Here is a 25,614-nt window from a genome sequence, read left to right as displayed (position 1 = left end):
CCTATGTCGGCGGTACGCATCGGCCCATACACATTGCACAACGGCCTGGTTCTCGCCCCGATGGCGGGCGTCACCGACCAGCCCTTTCGTCAGTTATGCAAGCGGCTGGGCGCAGGCCTGGTGGTTTCGGAAATGGTCACCAGCGACATGAGCTTGTGGAACACCCGCAAGTCGCGTCTGCGCATGATCCACGAAGGCGATCCCGAGCCCCGCTCGGTACAGATCGCCGGTGGCGACGCACAGATGCTGGCGGAGGCGGCCCGGGCCAATGTGGCGCTGGGCGCGCAGATCATCGACATCAACATGGGCTGCCCGGCGAAGAAGGTCTGCAACAAGGCCGCAGGTTCGGCACTGTTGAAGGATGAAGCCCTGGTGACCGAGATTCTGCAGGCGGTCGTCGCCGCAGTCGATGTGCCGGTGACCCTGAAGATCCGCACCGGCTGGGACCGGGACAACAAGAACGGCCTGACGGTGGCGAAAATCGCCGAACAGGCAGGCATCACGGCGCTGGCAGTACACGGCCGCACCCGTGCCGACCTTTACACCGGCGAAGCCGAGTACGACACCATCGCCGCAATCAAGCAGGCGGTGTCGATACCGGTGTTTGCCAACGGCGACGTCGATTCGCCCGAGAAGGCCCGGTACGTGCTGGACGCGACCGGTGCCGACGGGCTGTTGATCGGCAGGGCTGCCCAGGGGCGGCCATGGATTTTTCGTGAGATCGAACACTTCCTGCGCACCGGCGAAAAGCTCGCTGCGCCGCAGTTGTCCGAGGTGGAACGTATTCTGCTAGAGCATCTGGCCGCGCTGCACGCCTTCTACGGAGACGTCATGGGCGTACGCATCGCTCGCAAGCATGTGGGCTGGTATCTCGCAACCCTGCCGGGCGCCAGGGAGTTTCGCGCCCGCTTCAATCGTTTGGATGGTACGCAAGCACAATGCGCCGACGTTCAGGCTTTCTTCGCTGAGCGTTACAAGAGCCTGACAGGGGACGAAGGGGTGGCCGCATGACGATGATGACCGAGACTTTAGTGAGTGGAACAACACCCGTGAGCGACAACGTGAATTTGAAACAGCACCTGAACACGCCCAGCGAAGAAGGCCAGACCCTTCGCGGAAGTGTCGAGAAGGCGCTGCACAATTATTTCGCCCACCTTGAGGGCGCTGCCGTCACGGATGTGTACAACCTGGTGCTTTCCGAAGTCGAGGCGCCACTGCTCGAAAGCGTGATGAACTACGTCAAGGGCAACCAGACCAAGGCCAGTGAGCTGCTGGGACTGAACCGCGGCACCCTGCGCAAGAAACTCAAGCAGTACGATCTGCTGTAAGCATTCAATCAAACCAGAAAGGCGCCCGCGTAAAAAACGGTCGCCTTTTTTGCTGACTTCCCTTGCTTTTGATGGAAATTGAAATGACCGACCAGACCACCCGCCTGCCGATCCGCCGCGCCTTGATCAGCGTCTCCGACAAGACCGGGATCCTCGAATTCGCCCGCGAGCTGCAACAGCTGGGCGTCGAGATCCTCTCCACCGGCGGGACCTTCAAGCTGCTGCAGGACAATGGCGTCGCCGCAGTGGAAGTCGCGGACTACACCGGCTTTGCGGAAATGATGGACGGTCGCGTCAAGACCCTGCACCCGAAAATCCACGGAGGGATCCTCGGTCGTCGCGGTATCGACGACGCCATCATGAACGAGCACGGCATCAAGCCGATCGACCTGGTAGCGGTTAACCTCTACCCGTTCGAAGCCACCATCAGCAAGCCGGGTTGCGACCTGCCGACCGCCATCGAGAACATCGACATCGGCGGCCCGACCATGGTCCGCTCGGCGGCCAAGAACCACAAAGACGTGGCCATCGTGGTCAACGCCAGCGACTACGCCCATGTGCTGGAGAACCTCAAGGCCGGTGGCCTGACCTACGCCCAGCGTTTCGACCTGATGCTCAAGGCCTTCGAGCACACCGCGGCCTACGACGGCATGATCGCCAACTACATGGGCACCGTGAACCAGACCGCCGAAACCCTTTCGACTGACGGTCGCAGCGAATTCCCGCGCACCTTCAACACCCAGTTCGTCAAGGCCCAGGAAATGCGCTACGGCGAGAACCCGCACCAGAGCGCGGCGTTCTACGTGGAAGCCAAGCCTGCCGAAGTGGGCATTGCGACCGCGACCCAGTTGCAAGGCAAGGAGCTGTCGTTCAACAACGTGGCCGACACCGACGCCGCGCTGGAATGCGTGAAGAGCTTCGTCAAACCTGCCTGCGTGATCGTCAAGCATGCCAACCCGTGCGGCGTGGCCGTGAGCCCGAACGCCGAGGGCGGCATTCGCCAGGCCTACGAACTGGCCTACGCCACCGACACCGAGTCGGCATTCGGCGGCATCATCGCCTTCAACCGTGAACTGGACGCCGAGACCGCCAAGGCCATCGTCGAGCGCCAGTTCGTCGAAGTGATCATCGCGCCGTCGGTCAGCGAAGAAGCCCGCGCCATCGTTGCCGCCAAGGCCAACGTGCGCCTGCTGGCGTGCGGCCAGTGGTCGGCGGATCGCGCCCCGGCCTGGGACTACAAGCGTGTCAACGGCGGCCTGCTGGTACAGAGCCGTGACATCGGCATGATCGGCAGCGCCGACCTGAAAGTGGTGACCCAGCGCGCCCCGAGCGAGCAGGAAATCAACGACCTGATCTTCGCCTGGAAAGTCGCCAAGTACGTCAAGTCCAACGCCATCGTCTACGCCAAGAACCGCCAGACCATCGGCGTCGGCGCCGGCCAGATGAGCCGCGTGAACTCGGCCCGCATTGCCGCGATCAAGGCCGAGCATGCCGGCCTGCAGGTCCAGGGCGCGGTCATGGCTTCCGATGCGTTCTTCCCGTTCCGCGACGGCATCGACAACGCGGCCAAGGTCGGCATCACCGCAGTGATCCAGCCGGGTGGTTCGATGCGTGACAATGAAGTGATTGCGGCCGCTGATGAAGCCGGCATCGCCATGGTCTTTACTGGCATGCGTCACTTCCGTCACTGATACACCGACCCACTGTGGGAGCGAGCCTGCTCGCGATAGCGTCGGACCAGTCAGCATTGAGTCTGCTGACAGTCCGCCATCGCGAGCAGGCTCGCTCCCACAGAAGAGCAGCTCCAGCGCTGCATCCAGAATCATCCGAGGTTTTTGAAATGAATGTTTTGATCATTGGCAGCGGTGGCCGTGAACACGCCCTGGCCTGGAAAGTGGCCCAGGATCCCCGTGTGCAGAAGGTGTTCGTGGCGCCGGGCAATGCCGGCACCGCCATCGAAGCCAAGTGCGAAAACGTCGCGATCGACGTGCTGGCCCTGGAACAATTGGCCGACTTCGCCGAGAAGAACGTTGCGCTGACCATCGTGGGCCCGGAAGTGCCGCTGGTTGCCGGCGTGGTTGACCTGTTCCGCTCCCGTGGCCTGGATTGCTTCGGCCCGACCGCCGGCGCGGCTCAGTTGGAAGGCTCGAAAGCGTTCACCAAGGATTTCCTGGCGCGCCACAAGATTCCGACCGCCGACTACCAGAACTTCACCGAGATCGAACCAGCCCTGGCCTACCTGCGCGAGAAAGGCGCACCGATCGTGATCAAGGCCGATGGCCTGGCCGCCGGTAAAGGCGTGATCGTGGCCATGACCCTGGGCGAGGCCGAAGACGCCGTGCGCGACATGCTCGCCGGCAACGCCTTCGGTGACGCCGGTTCGCGCGTGGTGATCGAAGAGTTCCTCGACGGCGAGGAAGCCAGCTTCATCGTCATGGTGGATGGCAAGAACGTCCTGCCGATGGCCACCAGCCAGGACCACAAACGTGTCGGCGATGGCGACAGCGGCCCGAATACCGGCGGCATGGGTGCGTACTCGCCCGCCCCGGTGGTCACCGCCCAGGTGCACCAGCGGGTCATGGACCAGGTGATCTGGCCGACCGTGCGCGGCATGGCCGAGGAAGGCAACGTCTACACCGGTTTCCTCTATGCCGGCCTGATGATCGACAAGGCTGGTAACCCAAAAGTCATCGAATTCAACTGCCGTTTCGGCGATCCTGAGACCCAACCAGTGATGCTGCGCCTGCAATCGAGCCTGGTGCTGCTGGTCGAAGCCGCGCTGGCCCAGGCGCTCGACAAGGTCGAAGCCCAGTGGGATCCGCGTCCAAGCGTGGGCGTCGTACTGGCCGCCGGTGGTTACCCGGGCGACTATGCCAAAGGCAGCGCTATCCTGGGCCTGGATGCCGCCGCTAAACTGGAAGGCAAGGTGTTCCATGCCGGCACGGCATTGAAGGATGATCAGGTAATCACCGCCGGCGGTCGGGTGCTGTGCGCCACCGCCATGGGCGCCAGTGTCGACGACGCTCAGCAACAGGCCTACCGGCTGGCCGCCGAGATCGACTGGGAAGGTTGCTTCTACCGCAAGGACATTGGCTACCGTGCCATTGCCCGCGAGCGTGGCGAAAATCTGGAATAAACCGGCTATTCAGCCAGGCAGGGGCCCGTGGCCCTTGCCTGACTGTTCCGCCGCCGCGCATAGTTATAATCTGGCATCAACCTACGAAGGGATTTCGCCGTGCGCTGGCTCAGGATTGCCATAGGCTTAACCGTCACCCTGCTGACGCTGCTCTGCATGCTCCCGGCCCAGGCCGCGCCAGGCAGTGCCTGGGCGGTATTGCTCGATGAACAGGGCGACCTCAAGCTGAGCGATATCCGCTCTGCCCGCTATACCAATCAATTCAGCCCGATCGACCTTGACCGCCTCAAGGCCGCCGAACCTGGCGGTGCACTGTGGCTGCGTTTTCGCCTGGCCCCCGACAAGCACGAACAGATCCTGCGCATCTTCGCGCCCGACCTGTCCCGCCTGAACCTTTATGTGCTGGATGGCGACACCCTGGTCGACCAGCAAACCAGCGGCAATGAGTTGCCCCGCACCGAACTCCCCGTGCCCAGCAGTGATTTCATGCTGGCGCTGCCCCACAGCGACAACCCCCTGGACGTGTACCTGCGGCTGGCCTCCCGGCACGAGCTGCGCCCCTATGTCACCCTGCAGCCGGCGGTACTGGCTGCGGCCGACCAGAACCAGACACTGGTCTATGGGTTGCTGTTTGGCTGCATAGCCATGCTGATCCTGCACAACCTCACCCGCTACGCCTACACCCGTTCACGCAGCTGCCTGTGGTTGGCCGCCTGTGAGGGGCTGCTGATGCTCAGCCTGTTGCTGCTGCTGAACCTGGCCGGGCCCTGGTTGCCCGACTGGCCGGAAGTGCAGACGCCCGGCGCCTACCTGGCCCTGCTGCTCACCGCTCCCTGCGGCCTGATGTTCGCCTATCGTTTTTTCGCCCCCCTGGGCCCTCACCCGTTGAACCGGTTGCTGCTGGGGGACATCGTGTTCATCGTGCTGTGCAGCCTGTTGCTGCTGTTCGTCAACACCCTGCCACTCAATATCATGACTTACGGGCTGGTGGCCCTGGCCGGCTTGAGCATGTTGTTCGTCAGCGCCTGGCATTGGCAAAAGGGCTACCGTCCGGCACGGCTGTTCGTCGCGGCCATGGTGGTCTTCAACCTCGGGACCCTGATCATCCTTCCGGCGTTGCAAGGGCTCACGGAAGTCCCGCCCCAGGGGTTGATCATCACGCTACTGGCGTTCATCTGCATCAGTGGCCTGTTGATGAGTGTCGCCTTGGGCGAGCGCCAGCGTTCGATCAACGAAAGCCGCTTCAGCATCAGTCGCGACCTGGCGGCCAGCAACGCCGAGATCAATGCCAAGGCCGAATTCCTGGCGAAAATCAGCCATGAGATCCGCACCCCGATGAACGGCGTGCTGGGCATGACTGAACTGCTGCTGGGCACACCGCTGTCGGTCAAGCAGCGTGACTATGTGCAGACGATCCACAGCGCCGGCAATGAACTGCTGACCCTGATCAACGAGATCCTCGACATATCCCGGCTCGAGTCCGGACAGATCGAACTCGATGACGTGCAGTTCGACCTCAATGCGCTGATCGAGGATTGCCTGAGTATCTTCCGCGCCAAGGCCGAACAGCAGAATGTCGAGCTGATCAGTTTTATCCAGCCCCAGGTGCCACGAGTGATCAGCGGCGACCCGACGCGGCTGCGCCAGGCGTTGCTGAGTCTTCTGGAAAATGCCCTGAAAAAAACCGACGAGGGCGAAGTGTTGATTGTCGTGGCCCTCGACGAGCGCAGCGATCAGCCGCGCCTGCGCATTGCGGTGCAAGACAGCGGGTCACCCATGGACGCGCAAGAGCGCGACACGCTGATGCATGCCGAATTGCACAGCAAGAACTTCCTCTCGGCCACGCGCCTGGGCGGCAACCTGGGCCTGGTGATTGCCCGCCAGTTGATCATCCTGATGCATGGCGAATTCGGCATCAAAAGCGGCAGCAACCAGGGCAGCACGCTATGGCTGACCTTACCGCTGGACCCGGATCGCCTCGAACACCCGACATCCGACCTGGATGGCCCGCTGCAAGGGGCACGGGTATTGATCGTCGATGACAACGACACCTGCCGCAAGGTGCTGGTGCAGCAGTGCAGCGCCTGGGGCCTGAACGTCAGCGCCGTGCCCTCGGGCAAGGAAGCCCTGGCGCTGCTGCGCACCAAGGCGCACCTGCGCGATTATTTCGATGTGGTGCTGCTGGACCAGAACATGCCGGGCATGACCGGCATGCAACTGGCGGCGAAGATCAAGGAAGACCCGAGCCTGAACCACGACATCCTGTTGATCATGCTCACCGGCATCAGCAACGCACCGAGCAAGATCGTCGCACGCAACAGTGGGGTCAAACGCATCCTCGCCAAGCCGGTGGCCGGTTACACCCTCAAGACCACCCTGGCGGACGAACTGAACCAGCGCAACCGAGGCCAGGCGACGCACGTGCAGGCAAATATCGGCCCTGCCGCCCCGGTGCAGGTGCCGAGCGATTTCCGCATCCTGGTGGCCGAAGACAACAGCATTTCCACCAAGGTCATCCGCGGCATGCTCGGCAAACTCAACCTGCAGCCCGACACCGCCAGCAATGGCGAAGAAGCCCTCAAGGCCATGAAGGAACAACGCTACGATCTGGTGCTGATGGACTGCGAGATGCCGATCCTCGACGGCTTTTCCGCGACCCAGCAGTTACGCGCCTGGGAAGTCGGCAACCAGCGAACCCGCACCCCGGTGGTCGCGCTCACCGCGCACATCCTCGCTGAGCACAAGGAGCGCGCCCGCCAGGCCGGGATGGACGGCCACATGGCCAAGCCGGTGGAGCTGTCGCAGTTGCGCGAGCTGATCGAGCATTGGGTGGCCCAGCGTGATCAGCAGAACAGGCCGGCGGCGCATACGTCCTGATACAGGCCTGTCACCGCGCTATTCAAAGCTCCAGCGCATGCAGATGACGAGTCGTTTCGGCAATGACAGCTGCCGCGACTTTTTTTCTGAACGCGGCGTAATGCAACGTGCTGAAGGTCACGACCGCCATTTCTTCATGGCTGCTTTCGACGATTTCCTCCATCGGCCAGAACAGAAACCTAGAGACCGTCCTGCGGGTGCGAAACTGCTTGTGATAGAGCGCTATCTCTATTCTCCCAGGGGACTTGAGCGCACAGGGGATCACCTGAAAGAATCCGGTGTCGCGCAGCAGGCTGGTTTTTTCGAATGCCTCGAGCGCATCGGGGTTTCGCTTCAAGCTTCCCAGCGCCTGACTCGTTTGCCACGAAAACCTTTCATCGAAGGACCGGGATATCTGCCGGGAAACGCTATCGGCCATCAATCCCTGCCCTGCCTGTCCGGCACTGACAGGACGCGCCGTATCCCATCCCAGGTACCTGAGCTTGTTCCGGTAGTAGTCGAACCAGTTGCTGCCCAGCAACCCGTCCTGATAAGCCGATCGGGTTGCCAGCTGCGCATACAGGTTGCTCAGGTAGATGTCTTCTCGATCCTGAGAAGACAGCGCTTCATTGAACGACACGATACTTGCGCCCACGACCGCCGCCCCCGGCGCGGCGCCGCTGGCCTGTGGAATCATGGCAGTCATAACGTCCTGCCCTCCGGCTGCTCGTGGGCCACAGCGTCCGAAATATCAACAATATGCCGGGCGGCCTTGTCCCCCAGCTTCTTGACAATCGCGTCTCGAAAAGGCGCATAAAGGGCTTGGGATAAATCGGCCTGGAAGCACCTCAGTTGAATATTGCCCAGCGCATGATCGGTTGAGAAAAGTAGCCCAAGCGGGTTGGCAGTAACGTGCCTGGCCTCAAACTCCAGATAGGCACTGCTCAGCACAGGCCCCGGCTGGCCCAGCAGGACTTGCAGCCTGACGATGTCCGTCGTTTCAAGCCCCGCTTCCAACGGTTCAGGCTCCTTGGGGTGCAGGACTTGCTCGCGCAGCAATTCAATGGCCGGCTGGGTGCCAGACAGTTCGGCGAGGCGCTTCAATACGCGAGTCAATTGCGCAACCCGCGTTGGTTCTACAGACGCGCCCAGCCGCTTTTGCACCCAGCCCATCAAGTTGTCCGTCGAAGGCGCATTGAGGCTGAAGTGATCCCATTTCATCGTCTTCTGCAACCAGCCATTCTTCAAGACTTCCCGGTACGCGCCATACCACTCACCGGCCCGCGAAAGTTCCGAGCACTTCTTGTTTGCGACCAACTGCGCAAACAATACCGAATTCAATACATCGAGCCTGTCCTGCGCCGGCATATTCATTGGCAACAAGACAACAGCACCGGCATTGATAAAAACCGAACAATGATCGCTCATGATAATTACCTGATTCGTTTAAAGATGGCGACTACCCAAGTAGTCGCCAGGCGTTCACACGAGATCAGATCTCATATTCATCGATTTTTTTCTGCGCACGATCACCCAGCCTTGTAAGGATGGTATCTCGGGTACGGTTGATAATGGCCGGCACCAGGGTCATGTGGCATTCACCGCGATACAGGTCGACCGAACTGCTGTCCCAATCGACGAACAGGACTTTGGTCTGATGGGTGCGCTTGATGAAACGCACGGAGCCCAACGCCAGCATCACTTCTCCGTGCGGGGTCTCGTGACAGGTCGCCACCCCAAAGCCCCCGGTACCGGACTCCTGGATATTCTGATCAAAAACCCGAAGTGGCTTTTCACTGCCTTGCAGGGCAGCGATGGCGTCACCGGCGACCTTGAGCATCAGCACCGAGGTGGGGCCCGGGACAGCGGCAGCCGCCACGGCAGAGCCGAGGATTTTCAACACCAGTTGATCCATCTTGAAGCTCTTGCCGGACGCGGCAACCGTGTCGTAGTACTTTTGCAGAATGGTCCAGCCGCAGTCCTGCATGACCTGGAGGAAAAGCTGGTACCACTCCTTGCCTTGTTCATCCCGTGGAAACTGTTTGTTGGCCACCAGCGACGCGAACAGATAGGAGTGCTGGATATCCGCTTGATTTTGCGCCGTCATGCCCGAGACAAAAGAAAGGATCGCTTCCCCTACAACCGAAGCGCGGTCCGGCTTTTCGACAACGGGATCGAAGCCGACTGGATCAACCATGAAGGCACGCGGGGTAATGACCACATCGTCTGGCGTTACATCATAAGCCTTCAGGCGACCAAGACGATCAGTGAGCGTCACAATTGAATCAAACTTAACATTCATGAATATATCCTTATTGAATTAAGGCCCTCCATGGACCCGAGCGATAAAACTACGCAACCGCCCGCAACGCAACAAGAGCAAAACTGTAACGACAGATAATGTTATCCCACAACTAATCAACAACACTTACCCACTAACATTCGCCACAAATAACATCCCCCAGTATTAATAACTTCCTCTTCACCGCACGCCGACAGACGCCCCGGCGCCTGATAGACTCCACGTCAATTTCACCCGTCGCGAGCCCCGACCATGCTCCATGTGCTGTTCAGCGTTTACCTGAAGATGCTGGTGCTCTACAGCCCCTTCTTCGTGTTGTCGTGTTTCATCGGCCTGACGCGCGGTTATTCGCGCAAGGAACAGCGAAGGCTGGCCTGGAAGGTCGCGACCGCGACGCTGGTGTCCAGCGTGTTGCTGTATCTGTTCGGGCGGGTAATTTTCAGCGTCTTCGGCATCACCGTGGATGCGTTCCGGATCGGCGCCGGCAGCGTGCTGTTCATCTCGGCGCTGGGCATGGCCCAAGGCAAGTCGGCCGTGCAGACCGACAATGTCCAGCAGGACGTCACCATCGTCCCGCTGACCATTCCATTGACCGTCGGCCCCGGCACCATCGGCGCGCTGCTGGTGATGGGCGTGAGCCAGCCGCACTGGGACGACAAGCTCATGGCCATCATCAGCATCGCCCTGGCCAGTCTCACCGTGGGTGTCGTGCTCTACCTGTCCAGCCGCATCGAGCGGATCCTGGGCGACCAGGGCCTGCAGATCGTCAGCCGCCTGATGGGGTTGTTTGTCTGTGCGCTGGCCGCGCAGATCATCTTCACTGGCGTCAAGGGCTATCTGGTGCCATGACCGGCAGGTGAAACCGACACCGGTCATTAATCCACGCGGTTGTTCTCCACGGCCCTGGACACGCTTGCCAGGGCTTTCAGCGTTGCACTGCCCTGGGCATCCTGCCGGGCGAGCAACAGCTGCACCAGCGTCGAAACAGCATGGGTTTGCGCCCCCCCGAACCCCAGCCGGATGTTGCCACGCACATTGACGTCGGCGGCGTTCCCCTGCCGAAAGATCACACTGTGTCCGCTGTCCGGATCGATGATCACCAGGTGTTCGCCGACGATGCTCAGCATCAACCGGTCCGGCTCATCCAGCTCCCAGATCAGGCTCGCGGGCGCCTGGGCCGGCCCATCCAGCCAATGCCGACTGTCGAGGACGACCGACTCGAGTCGCAACCACAGCGCCCTGGATAACCGGTAAGCTGCGGCGCCCTGCCCCATGCGCAGGACCAGCGTAGTGACATCGTCCGGTACCAGCGGCAGGACATCATCGACCTTCACTTGTCCCTCGACGACCAACACCTCACCGTCGCGCCGGACATAATCGAGTGGCCCGGCGCTTGCCCGGTCCGGATAGGTCAACAACCTTCGGTCCTTGTCCTCATGCAGCAGCACGTTGCTCCGTTGCCGGGTCCCCAATACCTCGAAGGATTCCGGCATTGCGGCCCGGGGCACGCGGATTACGCGACCGGTTTCGACGACCAGCCACCTCAGGCTGTCGGCAGCCTCGATCGACAGCAGCCCGGCGTGAGGCTCGCTGTCGGTCAGTTGCTTGAGGTGCTCGTACTCCCGACCGGCCTGAGCGGCGCCCCATGCCTGGGTGACGCCGCAGATCACGGCGGGCTGGCGGTCACGCAGTCGCATCACCACGCCGTCGCGGGTGACGCCCCGCAGCCCGGTCCCTTCAATCGTCAGTTCAGCGAATGGGTAAGGGGCCCATTCGCGCGCGGCGACCGGTAGCGCGTCCGCCAGTAGCAGCCTCGAGCCTTGGGCGAACGCGGCCGCCAGTGCCTGCGGGTCAATAAATGCCTGGCGATAGACTTCGCCACTGGCGACCTCGAATAACCAGGCCGCCTCGCTGTCCGGCGTCACCCCCAGCAAACGCACTTCCTTACCGTGCCCCAGGTCAGCCAGCAGCAGACGGCCTGCGACGTACCAGGCACACAACTTTGCGTCACCGCTGAAGTTACTCAACCCGACAATGGCCAGGCGCTCGGTGGCGTATTGCCGGGCAAGGGGCGCCAAGGCCAGCCACCACTGCGGACGGTCCTTGAGCCACAGGTCACTCACGCCGCCCAGCTCAACGTTGCCCTGCCGGGTCAGGTTAAAGAACACACCATCTGAGGTCAGCGCCACGTAGCCGCCGTCGACGGCGACGACATGTTCGAGCTTGTCCACATGCATCCATGTCTCTGCCCACTGCGCTTTTCCCGCAACCCAAGTGCATTGCTTGCGGCACAGTTGCTGCGTGAGCTTGTGGTAGATGACAAACACATCACCGTCGTCCGCCAGGGTCAGCAAGGTCATGTCGGTCATGTTCTTGATCGAGTCGTTCCAGCCGCGATAGGCATGGCCGGGGCTCGTCGAGGGGCGGATGATCAGCCGGTCGCCGTGACGAACCCAGGCCATGTCGCGCCAGTGTGACTTGATCTTCCAGCACACCGAAACAAACGGTGCCGGCTGCCAGTCGACCGTCACGAAGGCTTCATCGCCGCTGTCCGGCTTGAAGGCGTAATGGCTGCCCAACACCTGCGACCAGTCGGCCAGTGTGTCGCGGGCGCTGAGCACTGACTCCAGGGCGTCGTCGCGGTCGCGGGTGATGGAGCTCAGCAGCAACTGCCCCTCATGGATCACATAGACCAGCACATCGCTGGCCCGGGTCGCGCGAGCGATTTCCTGGACCACATGAATCACCCCTTGGGCGTCCGCTTCGATGCGGGTGATCCTCATGGTGCCGGCAGCCTCACCGGTATTGACCAGCAACCGGTAACGATGGCTGAGCAACCCGGTGACCGCGTCGACTTGCCATATCAGGAAATTCTCCGGTTCGTAGAACCAGGCGTAACCGCCTGCCACCGCCCCCAGCAGCGTGTCTTCGGCTTCGAGCACGTCCTCGTTACGGATGTAGAGGAAACGCTCCTCACTGGCGTCATACCAGGCGGTGGTGGTGCGCGGCTCGCCCGGTTTTTCGAACGGAATCGGGTAACCTCGGACCGGCGTATACGGCATCACCAGACGATGCTCACGGGCCAGGGTCCTGAGATGTTCCTGCAACGCCTGTCGGTCCATGCCCGGTGGGACGTCCTGTTCGACCAGGGCGAGTTCGTGCTCGCCAGGCACGAACTGGAACACCAGGTTATTGCGCAACCGCAGCAGCGTTTCGTGGCGACCCGCGCCCGTAAACGCAACCTGGATGCCGCCGATGAAGAGTTTCGTGGCGGCCTCGATCCGCACATCACTCTCCTGCGCCCAGGAGGCGTCGAGCACCCAACTCGACGCCTGCGCCCCCGCCGACTCCAGGGTCAGCCTCACACCCGGGTTGAGCGCCACGACGCATCGTTTGCCGGCGCCACGGATCCGGTAGGTGATTTTGTCGTGCCAGATCGGCGGGATAACCGGCACCACCAACGAGCGCTCGACGGCATCGAGTCGCACATTGACCACCGTTGGCCGATAGTCGGGCAGCGTCAGGCGGTGAAGGATGTATTCGCTGGGAAATGAGTAGAAGGAAAACAGGAACAGCCACTCGCCCTGGGCGTTCTTTTTCTCCAGGCGCCGCGCAACGTCGAACCCGGTGTCATGGCGCAGCGTCGCAAAAGGCAACGCCTTGTACTCATAGGCGTAACAGGTCTCGGGGGTACAAGGCAGCACGACGGTTTGCCCTGCCGGCGGCGTGAACCGGACGCGCTCCGGCAGGTCCAGTTCCCGGCGGATATTGATCGCCCGTGCGTAATCGGCGTCGAACGTCGGTACGCCGAAATGATCCCGCAACGGATACAGCCTGGGGCTGTCCAGCCTCAGTTCGCCGCGCGCCAGATCCACCGCCTGGACGATCAGCGACGCGCGCGGCATCCAGGCGCGATGGGCGGCGTTGAACCGATAGGCCTGGAGGTGCGCCTTTTCCACTTCATCGAAAAACAGCCCGACCTGCCGGGCTTCCTCGGCAATCGTGGCAAAGCCCTGGGCCAGCGCCGCCACGCCCACCGCCAAGCCCCCCAGAATGACCGCAGCGCCGCCAAGCACCGCGCCGGCGGTGGCACCGGCAGCATAAGCGCCCACCGACAACACCAGACCGGCCGAATCGAACGCCAGTTGCGTGCCGAACTGGGCACGGGTCACGTCGTCTTGCGCGGTGGCCAACTGGTAAATGTCGAACCCGACATTCGCCAGTTGCAACAAGCCTCCGGCCGCTTCGCCCACGCGGGCGCCCACGGCGGCCTTGACCACCGGCGCGACCGTGTCGGCAATCAATTTATCTTCGGCCAGCGCTTGCCGGACCAGCCCCACGAGGCCGGCGATGTCGACCACGTTGCCATGCACCAACTGCGCATAACTGACATAGGCATGCAGGCGGACCGCCAGGGTCAGCGGCCGCTCGGCCCCTTCCTGGTGCCTCAGGGCGTTCATCAGGGCTTGCACGGCAAACCCGGCGTTCAAGGTATGGACGCTGCCGACCTCGGTGGGATCGCCCGGAACGAGGGGTTTGTTGGCCAAGGCCGAAAAACATTCCGAAAGATGATTTTTGATCCGCAGCAGGCGATGGTCATCGGTGATGACCCGCACCAGGCGTTCAGCGTCCGAAGGATCGATGAAGCTCATCCGGTAGGCCCCGTCGGGCGTCACCTCCAGGGTGTCGAACAGCGGCACGAGCCCGGGCGCCAGCTGATTGGCCTGCTTGAGCCGGGACGTCACCTGCGCAATCTGTTGCGCCCAGCCATGGCCGTCCAGGGCCAGCAAAGCGGCGCCCAGGCGCGGGTTGTTCATCAGCGATTGCCCTCGGGCCGAGGCCAACCGTTGTCTGACGGGGTGTTTCGATTGCTCCGGCAACCCGCCGGGGCGCAGCAACTCCGCAACCCGGATCGCTCCGGGCAACGCCACATTGGCCACCCGCGCGCCGTCCAACTCGATCAGATCAAAGGTCGGACGTGCCCCGTCGCCATAGGCCGCGTATTGGCCGGCCATGCCCTGCTGGACAAAGAAGCGGTTCAAGGCCTGTCCGAACCGGGCGGAATTCTCGAATTCGAACAGGCCAAAATTCGGATCGTAGAAGTGGTAAGTGCTTTGCCCGCCGTCAAAGGTTCTCGCCACCAGCATGGCGTGGTTGTCGGAATTGAGCATCAGCGTGCTGGTGGTGGTACGGGCACGCAGGATGCCCACCACTTCGTCCAGGCTCGCACGCGCCAGGGCGCTGCCAACGTCGCCGACCTGCACATCGCGCAGCAATTCCAGGCTGTTGAGGAACGTCACCGAATCGCTGCCCTCGGGCTCAAGCACCCCCAGGTAGAACCGACCGCGCAAGGTATAGGCTGCCGACGGCCCTTCGGACAAGGCGGCCGCCATGGTCAGGGCCAGTGGATAACACCGTCCGCCCACCCGGTCGCCGGCGCCCTGAAGCAACAGATCCTGCGGGACGAGCTTGATGACGGCGGCATCGAAAACGTCGAGGACGTTGCCCAGGCGCTCGGCAATCCGGTCGCGGTACTCAAGCTTTGCCACCTGCTGGATCCGGGCAGCGAGCTGGCCCCATTGGCGCAACGTCAATGCTTGCTCCAGCGCCTGTTTCTTCAGGCCCAGGGCGGTTTCGGAATGCCCCGGTGCGTCGGCCGCGTGGGCGAGCCCGGCAAGGAACGACGGCGCCCGATGCTGATACAACAGGCGCTCGATCGCCGCGTAGCGCCCGGCGGTGCCCAGCTCGACGAGGCTGTTGGCCAGGTTTTCGAGCTGCGGGCGAACGGCGTCGAAGCTGCGGTTATCCAGCGCCTTGGCGCCGACCAGGGCACCGAGCTGCAGGCGCTGCAAGGGGCTCAGTTGTACGAGGTCGAAACGGTCCTTGGCGAGCCGGCCCAGGAGTTCATCGACAGACAGCTGCCGGGTCTGTGAGTTGCTCGACGACGCGGGCAGCAGCACGGACGCTTCCTGGGTCCGGATCGACTGACGCTCATCGAAGCTCAGGGCAATGACCTTGTTGAACGTCACCGCACCATCATGGCTCTGGTTCATCGCGTTCATGAAGGGTTCGCCCAGCTCATCAGCCAGATGCTGCAACAGCGCGGTCGATAACACCGGGCGCCCCTCGATCAGCGGCCAACCGTGGTCGAACTCGAGGGTCCGGTATCGGAGCAGTTGCTTCAGGTCGCCTGCGTAGCGGGCTTTGAAGCGCCCGTCCTGCCAGCGCTTTTTCTCATTGGCAAGCCATTGGTGGGTGTCACTTTCGTTTTCCTTCCAGGAGTGGTCCAGCTCTTCCTCGGTGGCCCGGTTGACCGTGGCAACGGCCTCGATCCGGGTGTCCTTCTGCCATTCCAGGGCAGTTCGCGGCGTGAAGTGCGCCCGTTCGTAATCGGCCATGCCACTGCGCATCGCGGCAGGCCCCGTGAGGTAAATCGTCCCCTCGCTCTGAGGACGGATGCCGTCGCTGTAATAGGTCGCGGCAGCCTGGGCCACCAGCGACACGGCCAGCTCATCCTCGGCAGGCATTTCGCGCAAGGAACCGAACACCTGCGCCGCCGCCTTCAGCGCATGCGCCATCAAACCTTCGACATTGGTGAGGCCGGTGTTGTCCTCATCGGCCAGACGCGACATGGCATCAACGACTTCATAATTGCGCCGGAACCGCTCGATGACCGTGTCGAGCACGGCCGAGCCGGGGTGGGCCATCAGAAACGCATTGCTCACGGTATGTTGCTCGGCCACCGCTCGCAGGCCGTTCGGGTGCGCCAGGCGTTCCACCGGCGGGCGAAACACCCGGTTCAGGTCGGGTTGGCTGTCGGCAAAACGTTCAAGTGCCGCGCGGTGCTGCGCCGGGATCTCGGTGAAATAGTCGGTGTATCGGCTGCGCAGCGCCTGGCGGCCAGGCATCCAGTCGGGATTGCGGTCGAGCAATAACTGCAGCACCCCCAGGCGCGCATCGGTCTTGAACCCCCGGATGTCCACCTCGCCGAGCTTATCGACCAATGGCGGCAGGTTATCGACATCGGCGTAGCGACCGCCCTCGGCGAACAGTGCCTCGACCCGGACGATATCGGAGGCCGCCGCGAAATTGCCGCGCAGGCAGATCTCACGCCGGTACAGCGTGTCCAGACGCAGCGGCAACTCGCCCTTGGCAAGGTCGCGCAGGGTCAGGTCGTCCTCGGCCAGCGCCTTGAGGCTCAACGTGTTGTCGCGCTTCAATGTGCGCAGCCGCGCTTCATCCTGGCCATAGGCGCGAACCAGCAAATCGATCCGTGCGTCGTCGGCGCTTGCGCCCTTTCCCACGGCTTGAGTGATGTGGGCGTACATCTGCTGCTTCAGGACAATAGCCCGCTCTTCATAAAGGTCACCCAAGCTGATCGCATCATCAGTGCCTTGCCCGCCATTGAGCATGGCATCGGCCTTGGCCGCCTCGACAATGATCCGGTTGGTTTCATAGGCCAGCAACGCGTCGCTGTCGTACCAGAGGTTGAGTGAGTGACCCTGGGGGGCCATCACCCGTTTCCAGAGATTGATGTAGTCGTGCTGAATGTCGCCAATGCCGCCGCCCAGCCAGGCAAAATGCAGTTGCTTCGGGACTTCGGTGGCCGGTTGCCTGAGTTGTTCGAGGCTGTTGTGCAGGCGTGCTTCAAAACCTTCCAGGCGCGTGTAGAGGTTTGCCAGGCCCGCCGGGACTTCATCGGGCCTCGCCGGAGGTTGCGAACCCGATGCCCGACGCTTGCGACCGTTTCCTCCCAGCGCTCCCAGCGCCTGCTTGAGCAACCCCAGGGGTTCCAACATCTGCGGGCTGTCCAGCGAAGCGATGCACCCCGTGTAGTAGCGCAGCACGGCGTCGTATTGATCGGTGCCCTTGTATGAAGTTAATGCCTGTTCAAGATCTTTCAACTTGAACACGTTCAGAAAACTGACGTAGTTATCCGTTATTGAAGTGTCGGAGTCACTCATAAGTTAAATACTTCCCTGTATCGCCTATCCAGTCGGCTCGAATTGAATCCAGCGCCGACTAAAATTGTTTAATCACGAACATCCGATCCTTTTATACGGATGTGTGCGTTGAATGACCGCTCCTGCGGACAGCGACAATCTAGTTTAATCATTTAAATAACCACAACTCTGGCTGATTACATCGTATGTATGCCCATACTCAGTCGCCGTAGTGCAGTTTATGTAAGGAAATGGATGAACAGGTGGCGAGGGGATTTATCCCTCGCCACAACGGGCTTATGCGCCAGGTTTTTCGCCGTACCAGCGCGGTGTGTACACCCACTCGCCGCCATCGCTGCGCGCAAACACGCAGGTCGTGGAGGAGCCGATCAACACCATGGTGCGCATGTCCACCTGATCCGGAGTCAATTGCCCCAGCGTGGTAACGCGCAAGGTCTGGCCCGGGCGGCCAATGTCGCGGCCCAGGACCACCGGCGTTTGCGCCGTGCGATGCTGCGCGACGATTTCCAGCGCCCGACCCAGCTGCCAGGACCGGGACCGGGAGATCGGGTTGTAGAACGCCAGGGCCAGGTCCGCCTCGGCGGCCAGGTCCAGGCGCTTTTCGATGATCGACCATGGCTTGAGGTTGTCCGACAGCGACATCACGCAAAAATCATGGCCCAGCGGTGCGCCGGCCTGGGCGGCCGTCGCCAGTGAGGCCGAGACGCCCGGAAGGATCTGCAGATCGACCTGGTGCCAATCGGCCTGCGTCGACTCATGCAACGCTTCGAGCACCGCTGCGGCCATGGCGAACACGCCAGGGTCGCCGGAGGACACCACCACCACGGAGCGCCCCTGGGCCGCCAGTTCGAAAGCATGGCGGGCCCGCTGCATTTCCTCGCGGTTGTCGGTGCAGTGCTGCACTTGGTCAGCCCGGAAAGGGCCGGCCATGCGCACGTAGGTTTCGTAGCCGAGCACATCGGTGGCGCGATCGAGTTCGGCGCGCACCGCCGGCACCATCAGCTCGGCGGCCCCCGGACCCAGGCCGATCACTGCCAGACGCCCGCGCGGTCGGCCGATCCGTTGTGGGTCGAGGGGGTGTTCGGCCACCGCGACGGCATGCTCGCCCACCACGCGAACCGACGCGGGTATTCCGAGGGCTTCGCTCAGCCATGGGCCGACCGCTCCCTGGGCCGGCGCAAACCGTAGCGGCACGTTCAGGGCCGCGGCGGCTTCGTGCAGTTCGAGCCGCGCCATGTCACTGTCCGCTGCCAACAGACACGCCAGCGACTGCACCGCGAGGCCGGCCGCCTGCAAGGCCTCGCCAATGGCCGGCGACGCACCCGCCGCTATCGCGACCACGACATTGCGTGGATAGATACGCAGCTCGTCCACCGCTGGCACACCCGCCGCACTGTCGACCCGAATCGCCAGCCGCGCCTGGGCATCCTGGGGCAACTGCGCCTGATCCAGCCACGGCGCGGCACCGTCGATGCGCACCGATTCGCCGGCCAGCAAATCCGACACGAAGCGCTTGCCCTGCTCCAGATCACCGAGGCTATAGCCGCTCGGCGGATTGAGCAGGCAAGTGCCGAAACGCAGCTCGCCGCTGGTGGTGATCGCCGGCATTACGTGCAGCGCCTGGGCGATTTCACGGGCCATGACATTGACCCCGCCCAAGCCGCCCAGCAGCGGCACCACGGCGCTGCCATCCTCGGCCACCGCCAGCACCGGCGGCTCCTGGCCCTTTTCCAGCAGCAGCGGCGCCAGCGTGCGGATGACGATGCCGGCCGCGCACAGGGCGATGATCGGTGTGTTCTGCAGATAGAGTTCGCGCAGGGTCGCGCCGAATTCGGCGTACTGCCGGTCCGCGCCTTCGACCCGTCCGGCCAGGCCGTGGATCAGCGCGTCCGGATAACGTTGCTGGATACGTTGCGCCGTTGCGAGGCTGCCCGGGCCCAGGATGACGATGGCCGGCGTATTGGAAGTCATCAACCTTGCCACCGCTCGCCCGGCACGATGATCAGCGAGAAGTACGGCGAGGACATCGGCTCGACCTCATCCAGCGGCACGATTTTCTGGTTGGCCATGGTCGCCCGCTCAACGTAGAGCGCCCGCCCGTCCAGGCCCAATTCCTGGAGCACCTGGCGGACCTTGGGGAAGTTGCGTCCCAGCTTCATGATCACCGCCGCGTCGGCATCGGCCAGGCGGCGCTTGAGCTCTTCATGGGGCAGCACACCGGACAGCACTGACAGGCTCTGGTTGCGATACACCAGCGGCGCCCCCAGTACCGACGCGCCGCCCAGCATCGAGCACACGCCCGGAATGACTTCGGCGTCATAGCGCTCGGCGAGGCGATCATGCAGGTACATGTAGGAGCCGTAGAAGAACGGATCACCCTCGCAGATCACCGCGACGTCGCGGCCGGCGTCCAGGTGCACCGTCAACTGTTCGGCGGCGGTGTCGTAGAAATCGGCGATGATCTGTTCGTAGGACAGCGGCGCCGGCAGCGCTTCGGTGGTCACTGGGTAGACCAGCGGCAACAGGGTTTGCGCCTCCTGCAAATGGGCCTCGATGATGCCGAAGGCGTTGCCTTTCTTGCCCTTGGCGACGAAATACGCCACCACCGGCGACTCGCGCAACAGGCGCAGGGCCTTGACCGTAATCAGTTCCGGGTCACCGGGGCCCACGCCGAGGCCGATCAGACGTCCAGGCTGCTGCATCATTCGATCTCCGTGGCGAGGGCATTGACGGCGGCGGCGGCCATGGCGCTGCCGCCCAGCCGACCTTGCATGATCACGAACGGCACGCCGCGGCTGTTGGCCGCAAGCATCGCCTTGGACTCGGCGGCGCCGACGAAGCCCACCGGGAAGCCGAGGATCAGGGCCGGTTTCGGCGCGCCGGCATCGAGCATTTCCAGCAGGTAGAACAGCGCGGTCGGCGCGTTACCGATGACCACGACGCTGCCTTCCAGGTGCGGGCGCCACAGTTCCAGGGCGGCGGCCGAACGGGTGTTGCCCAGCTCAAGGGCCAGCGCTGGCACGCTGTCGTCGCGCAAGGTGCAGATCACCGGGTTGTTCGCCGGCAGCCGCGCGCGGGTCACGCCTTCGCTGACCATCCGCGCATCGCAGAGGATCGGCGCACCGGCAGCCAACGCCTGGCGCCCGGCCGTGCCGGCGCCGGCGGAAAACTGCAGGCCATCGACGGCTTCGACCATGCCGCAGGCGTGGATCACCCGCACCGCGAGTTTTTCCAGGTCGGCCGGAATGCGCGCCAGGTTGGCCTCGGCGCGGATGATCGCGAAGGAATTGCGATAGATCTCCTGACCGTCGCGGATGTAATCAAGCATCAAGGGGGCTCCGGGGGCGAGCGTCGAGCCAGTGGCTGACGGCTTCAATAGTCAGATGGTGCGCCTGCAACGCGCCGAAACCCGGCAGCGTGGCGTCGCGAAGATACAGGTCGTAGCGACCGGGCGCGACCGCCAGCAAGGTGACAGGCGCGATGTGGGCTGCCGCGCAGGAGCGCGGGCAACCGGACAGATGAACGTTCAAGCGCCCACCTTCGGCTTGTAGCCGGTCGGCCAACAGCCGGGCGTCGGCCTTGGTGTCGGCCTGGGCCTTGCCACAGCCACTGGAACCGGTGCAGGCGATGAGTCGCGCCAGGGGTTGCTCGGCCGCGCACAACAGGCCCAGGGCCTGGAGCCGCGCCAGCACGTCGTCCGCGTCCTCGCGATGGACGTTGGGTAGCAACAGGCTTTGCCAAGGGCTGAAGCGCAGGCTACCGTCGCCCTTCTCACGGGCCAGTTGCGCGGCGCCCCGCAGCATGCCGGCGTCGAGCCGGCCAAGAGCGGCCGCAGCGCCGACATAAACCCGGTCGTCGCGTTGGGGATGGATGCCGATGTGCAAGCCATCGGTGGACGCTTCCCGCTGCCAATCGCTGCACGGTTGCAGCGATACGCGGCGGGCCAATTGCTGGATGAACCCGTGGCTGGGGATTTCCGCCAGCAGATCGCGCATGCGTATCTGGTCTGGGCGCGCCAGCTCGATAAACAGTTCCAGCACTGCCACGACCAGCCCATGTCCCTCGTCCAGGGGGACCGCCCCCGCGGGTTTATCCAGGGGGAAACCGGCCAGCCCGAAAGCCAGCCAGGGCTCGCCGTCGCGCCTGAACGCCGACAGCCACAGGTCATGGTGATGGTCGAGCATGGCCAGCGCCTCGCCGCCGTCCAACTGCACGGCGAACTTGGCCGACAGTTCATGGAAGCGGTCGTGGGTTTGCAAGGTGGCGAGTATGTCGGCGGCCAGTGGTCGGGTGTCGAGCAGCATCTGCCGGTCGATCCCCGCCGAAGGGCTGAGCATCAGGTTGCGCACGTCGTCGCCGGCCGGGCTTCGGGGGCCGAGTCCGGCGGCCAGCAGGTGCTCGATCAATGCACCGTGCTCAGGGCCGATGCCGCGGATCTGCAGGTTGGCCCGGTTGGTCGCCTCGATCACCCCGCCGGCAAAACGCTCGGCCGCCGACGCCACGGCCTCGGCCTGATCGGCCCGGATGGCACCGCCGTCGAGCTTGATCCGGCAGATGCCACCGTCCAGCGCCTGGACGACACGCAACAACCCCGGACAACCCGAGGGGCGGATGACGCAGGAGGATGGTCGTTCGTTCAAGGGGAAACCGGTCAATGAGACACGCCATGCTGGCGAAGGTCGCCATTATGCCTGCTTTGCCGGGGGGCATGAAAAGCTTGCCGGTCGGATTGTGTGCTCCCGGATCAAAACGGTGGGAGCGGGCTTGCTCGCGATAGCGGTCTGACTGAGACGGTGATGTTGAATGTGCCGCCGCTTTCGCGAGCAAGCCCGCTCCCACAGGTTCGCGCGCTGATTGAGGGTCGCGGTATGATGGCGGTCCGGTTCGCGGGGCAAGCCCTCGCCGATCAAACCCACTTATTCGAGGAACACAGATGACGCCCTGGCTGACCGTAGTGGGCATCGGCGAAGACGGCTTCAAGGGCCTGGGCCGGACGGCTCGCCATGCCTTGCTGCGGGCCTCGCGCATTATCGGCAGTGCTCGCCAGCTGGCGCTGTTGCCGGTGTGCATTCGTGGCGAGCGGGAACGGTGGCCCAGCCCGTTCTCCCTGGAACCGCTGCTGGCGCGACGGGGTGAGCCGGTGTGTGTATTAGCCAGTGGCGATCCCATGTTCTACGGCGTCGGCGCCAGTCTCGCCAAACAGGTGCCGGAGGATCAGATGCTGGTCATCCCCGCGCCATCATCCTGTTCGCTGGCGGCAGCGCGCATGGGTTGGGCCCTGCAAGACGTGGTCACCCTGTCCCTGGTGGCGCGCCCCTTGGCGGTGCTCAACGCTCACTTGTCCAGCGGCGTCAGGTTGTTGCTACTGAGCAATGACCGCCACAGCCCAAGCGCCGTAGCGACATTGCTGCGCGAACGCGGCTTCGGCCCCAGCACCATGACCGTGCTGGAACACCTCGGCGGCGACGCGGAACGGCGCCTCGACGGTGACGCCGCGAATTGGTCCGATCCAACCGTCGCCGACCTGAACCTGATCGCCATCGAATGCCGGGCCGACCCTTCGGCGTTGCGCCTGTCGCGCCTGGCTGGCTTACCAGACAGCGCATTCGAGCACGACGGCCAACTGACCAAGCGCGACGTGCGCGCCGTCACCCTGGCGCGCCTGGCCCCGACGCCCGGTGAGTTGCTCTGGGATGTCGGCGCCGGCAGCGGCTCCATCGGCATCGAATGGATGCGCGCCCACCCCAGTTGCCGGGCCCTGGCCATCGAAGCCGACGAGGGTCGCCAGGAGCTGATCGAGCGCAACCGCGACAAGCTCGGCGTGCCCGGCCTGCAACTGATTCGCGGGCGGGCCCCGCAAGCATTGGAAGGACTGGAGCAACCGGACGCGGTGTTCATCGGCGGCGGCGTCACCCGCGAAGGCGTGCTCGATGCCTGTTGGGCACAGCTCAAGCCCGGCGGACGCCTGGTCGCCAACGCCGTGACCCTGCAAAGCGAAATGACCCTCATGAACTGGCGCGAACGCCACGGCGGCGAACTGACCCGGATCCACATCGCCCAGGCCCAGCCACTGGGCGAGTTCGACACTTGGCGCCAAGCGCTGCCGATTACCTTGCTCGACCTGACGAAGCCCCTCGATGCGTGACGAAACCGCCGAGCAACCCGCGCCCCTGCGCAGCGGCCTGACCACCGGCAGCTGCGCCACCGCCACCAGCCTGGCGGCGGCCCGCCTGCTGCTGTGCGGCGTTTACGCCGATGCCGTGGACATCGTGCTGCCCAAGGGCAAGCAAGTGCAGATGCGCCTGGAGTTCTGCCGCTTGACCGACCAGGGCGCCGAGGCCGGGACGATCAAGGATGCGGGCGATGACCCGGACGTGACCCACGGCGCGCTGTTGTTTTCCCAGGTGCGATTGACGACAGAACCCGGCGTGCGTTTCGTGGCCGGCGCCGGCGTCGGTACCGTGACGCGACCGGGCTTGGTTTTGGGCGTCGGTGAGCCGGCAATCAATCCGGTGCCGCGCAAAATGATCAACGATCACCTCGGCCGATTGGCCGAAGAGGCCGGTTACAGCGGCGGTTTTGAAGTCACGGTCAATGTCGAGGGCGGCGAAGCCCTGGCGCTGAAAACCATGAACCCCCGCCTGGGGATTCTGGGTGGCCTGTCGATCCTCGGCACCAGCGGCATCGTCCGGCCGTTTTCCTGCGCGGCCTACATCGCCTCGATCCACCAGGGCATCGACGTGGCGAAAACCAACGGTTACCTGCACATCGCCGCCTGCACCGGCAATGCCAGCGAAGACACCATGCGCCGGGTCTACAATCTGCCGGAAATCGCCCTGATCGAGATGGGCGATTTCGTCGGTGCGGTGCTCAAGCATGTGCGCAAGGTACCGGTGGACAAACTCAGCCTCTGCGGCGGTTTTGGCAAAATCAGCAAACTCGCCGCCGGCCACATGGACCTGCACAGCCGTCACTCGAGCATCGATCTGCCGCAGCTGGCCGAATGGGCGGCAGCCATTGGCGCCGACGAGGCCTTGCAGCAGGACATCCGCGCCGCCAACACCAGCCAGCAAGCCCTGGCAATGGCCAGCGCCGCCGGCATCGCCCTCGGCGACGCGGTGTGCGAGCACGCCCTGGCCTTCACCCGCAGCGTCGTGCCCAGCCAGGTACAAGTCGAAGTCTTTGCCATCGATCGCCAGGGCGGGATCGTCGGCCACGCCGGAGCGCTCAAATGAACCGTATCCTGCTGCTGGGCGGCGTCACCGAAGCCCTCGCCATCGCCCGCACGCTCGGCCCGCAACACATCTACAGCCTGGCGGGCGTCGGTCGCGTTCCCACCGACCTGAACTGCCAGGTACGGGTCGGCGGCTACGGCGGCGCGCAAGGCCTGGCGCAGTTCATCCGCGAACAGCGCATCAGCCTGCTATTGGACGCCACCCACCCCTACGCCGCCCAGATCAGCCACAACGCCGCCCAAGCGGCACGCGCCTGCGCCATTCCCTGCTGGGCCCTGCGCCGCCCGGCGTGGCAACCCCAGGCCGGCGACGACTGGCGCGAAGTGGCCGACTGGGCCGAACTGACCCAGGCCCTGCAACCGTTCCACCGCCCCCTGTTCACCCTCGGTCGCGAACCGCTGCAACATCTGCACGAAATTCCACCGGAGCAATTCTGGACCCTGCGCGCCCTGGACATTTACCCCGGCAACGAGCGCTGCGAAGTCATCGCCGCCCGTGGACCGTTTCACCTTGACGACGAGCGCGAGCTGTTCGAGCGACGGCAGATCGATGTGCTGGTCAGCAAAAACAGCGGCAGCACCGCAACGGAGCCGAAGCTGGAAGTGGCGCGGGAGCGTGGGGTGCCGGTGCTGGTGTTGAAGCGGCCGGTGTTGCCGGGGGTGGATCGGGAGTTCTGGTCGTTTAAGGAAACACTTAAGGCGTTGGCACTTTCGAGCGCGTAAGACAAGATGGCGACCTTGCACAAGAAGTAACCTATTTGTTACCTTCAAGGTCGCCCGTGATTACACTCGAA

17 protein-coding genes are annotated in these 25,614 nt (G+C 63.5%); 9 read left to right on the top strand and 8 right to left on the bottom strand.

Annotated features, from left to right (window positions below; all coding sequences use genetic code 11):
- Positions 1-3 precede the first annotated feature (3 nt).
- The 5 genes from dusB (at position 4) to J7E36_RS08880 (ending at position 7,341) form a co-directional block, all read left to right on the top strand.
- The gene (gene dusB, locus J7E36_RS08900) at positions 4-1,011 is read left to right on the top strand and encodes a tRNA dihydrouridine synthase DusB (protein WP_215001956.1); all 1,008 of its coding nucleotides are present in this window, start codon (positions 4-6) and stop codon (positions 1,009-1,011) included.
- The gene (gene fis, locus J7E36_RS08895; RefSeq protein WP_003186237.1) at positions 1,008-1,328 is read left to right on the top strand and encodes a DNA-binding transcriptional regulator Fis; all 321 of its coding nucleotides are present in this window, start codon (positions 1,008-1,010) and stop codon (positions 1,326-1,328) included. Before dusB ends, fis begins: the two co-directional genes overlap by 4 nt.
- An 83-nt stretch (positions 1,329-1,411) precedes the next feature.
- A complete protein-coding gene (gene purH / locus J7E36_RS08890; RefSeq protein WP_215001954.1) occupies positions 1,412-3,019 on the top strand; it encodes a bifunctional phosphoribosylaminoimidazolecarboxamide formyltransferase/IMP cyclohydrolase in 1,608 nt (535 codons plus the stop codon).
- A gap of 149 nt (positions 3,020-3,168) precedes the next feature.
- Positions 3,169-4,464, top strand: coding sequence for a phosphoribosylamine--glycine ligase (purD, locus tag J7E36_RS08885; RefSeq protein WP_215001952.1), 1,296 nt, complete (start codon positions 3,169-3,171; stop codon positions 4,462-4,464).
- 99 nt (positions 4,465-4,563) lie between these two features.
- Positions 4,564-7,341, top strand: a complete 2,778-nt coding sequence (locus J7E36_RS08880; protein WP_215001950.1) for a hybrid sensor histidine kinase/response regulator — start codon at positions 4,564-4,566, stop codon at positions 7,339-7,341.
- A gap of 22 nt (positions 7,342-7,363) precedes the next feature.
- Here the strand turns inward: J7E36_RS08880 and J7E36_RS08875 are convergent, their stop codons facing one another.
- The 3 genes from J7E36_RS08875 to J7E36_RS08865 all read right to left on the bottom strand — a co-directional run bounded on the left by J7E36_RS08875 (position 7,364) and on the right by J7E36_RS08865 (position 9,622).
- Entirely contained in the window at positions 7,364-8,026 is a 663-nt protein-coding gene (locus tag J7E36_RS08875; RefSeq protein WP_215001948.1) for a hypothetical protein, read from the bottom strand.
- On the bottom strand, positions 8,023-8,748 hold the full coding sequence (locus J7E36_RS08870; RefSeq protein WP_215001946.1) for a hypothetical protein: 726 nt from the start codon (positions 8,746-8,748) through the stop codon (positions 8,023-8,025). The genes J7E36_RS08875 and J7E36_RS08870 overlap by 4 nt, the downstream gene beginning before the upstream one ends.
- Before the next feature lie 64 nt (positions 8,749-8,812).
- Positions 8,813-9,622 (bottom strand): hypothetical protein, encoded by an 810-nt coding sequence (locus J7E36_RS08865; RefSeq protein WP_215001944.1) that lies wholly within the window; start codon positions 9,620-9,622, stop codon positions 8,813-8,815.
- A 252-nt stretch (positions 9,623-9,874) separates the two neighbouring features.
- On the opposite strand from J7E36_RS08865, the gene J7E36_RS08860 reads away from it, so the two are divergent.
- Positions 9,875-10,471 carry a MarC family protein gene (locus J7E36_RS08860; protein ID WP_215001942.1) on the top strand — a complete coding sequence of 199 codons (597 nt, stop codon included), beginning with the start codon at positions 9,875-9,877 and terminating at the stop codon, positions 10,469-10,471.
- A 26-nt stretch (positions 10,472-10,497) separates the two neighbouring features.
- Here J7E36_RS08860 and J7E36_RS08855 read toward each other — a convergent pair whose 3' ends face one another.
- The 5 genes from J7E36_RS08855 to cobG form a co-directional block, all read right to left on the bottom strand.
- Complete coding sequence (locus tag J7E36_RS08855) at positions 10,498-17,586, bottom strand: TcdA/TcdB pore-forming domain-containing protein (RefSeq protein ID WP_215001940.1); 7,089 nt, start codon at positions 17,584-17,586, stop codon at positions 10,498-10,500.
- A gap of 276 nt (positions 17,587-17,862) precedes the next feature.
- A complete protein-coding gene (gene cobJ / locus J7E36_RS08850; protein ID WP_215001938.1) occupies positions 17,863-19,557 on the bottom strand; it encodes a precorrin-3B C(17)-methyltransferase in 1,695 nt (564 codons plus the stop codon).
- Complete coding sequence (locus tag J7E36_RS08845; protein ID WP_215001936.1) at positions 19,557-20,291, bottom strand: precorrin-2 C(20)-methyltransferase; 735 nt, start codon at positions 20,289-20,291, stop codon at positions 19,557-19,559. The genes cobJ and J7E36_RS08845 overlap by 1 nt, the downstream gene beginning before the upstream one ends.
- Positions 20,288-20,914 (bottom strand): precorrin-8X methylmutase, encoded by a 627-nt coding sequence (locus tag J7E36_RS08840; protein WP_215001934.1) that lies wholly within the window; start codon positions 20,912-20,914, stop codon positions 20,288-20,290. Before J7E36_RS08840 ends, J7E36_RS08845 begins: the two co-directional genes overlap by 4 nt.
- Entirely contained in the window at positions 20,907-22,226 is a 1,320-nt protein-coding gene (gene cobG, locus J7E36_RS08835) for a precorrin-3B synthase (protein WP_215001931.1), read from the bottom strand. Before cobG ends, J7E36_RS08840 begins: the two co-directional genes overlap by 8 nt.
- 293 nt (positions 22,227-22,519) lie before the next feature.
- Here cobG and cbiE point away from each other — a divergent pair, with 293 nt between their 5' ends.
- The 3 genes from cbiE to J7E36_RS08820 are packed head-to-tail and all read left to right on the top strand — an operon-like array spanning position 22,520 to position 25,543.
- Positions 22,520-23,731, top strand: coding sequence for a precorrin-6y C5,15-methyltransferase (decarboxylating) subunit CbiE (gene cbiE / locus J7E36_RS08830; RefSeq protein WP_215001929.1), 1,212 nt, complete (start codon positions 22,520-22,522; stop codon positions 23,729-23,731).
- Positions 23,724-24,821, top strand: a complete 1,098-nt coding sequence (locus tag J7E36_RS08825; protein WP_215001927.1) for a cobalt-precorrin-5B (C(1))-methyltransferase — start codon at positions 23,724-23,726, stop codon at positions 24,819-24,821. Before cbiE ends, J7E36_RS08825 begins: the two co-directional genes overlap by 8 nt.
- A complete protein-coding gene (locus J7E36_RS08820; RefSeq protein WP_215001925.1) occupies positions 24,818-25,543 on the top strand; it encodes a cobalt-precorrin-6A reductase in 726 nt (241 codons plus the stop codon). Before J7E36_RS08825 ends, J7E36_RS08820 begins: the two co-directional genes overlap by 4 nt.
- Positions 25,544-25,614: the final 71 nt, after the last annotated feature.

It is taken from the genome of Pseudomonas fluorescens (assembly GCF_018614775.1).
In the GTDB taxonomy this organism is placed as follows: Bacteria; Pseudomonadota; Gammaproteobacteria; order Pseudomonadales; family Pseudomonadaceae; genus Aquipseudomonas; species Aquipseudomonas fluorescens_BY.
The sequence above is the reverse complement of the archived record's forward strand: the minus strand, read 5'-3'. Positions and strand labels throughout refer to the sequence as shown.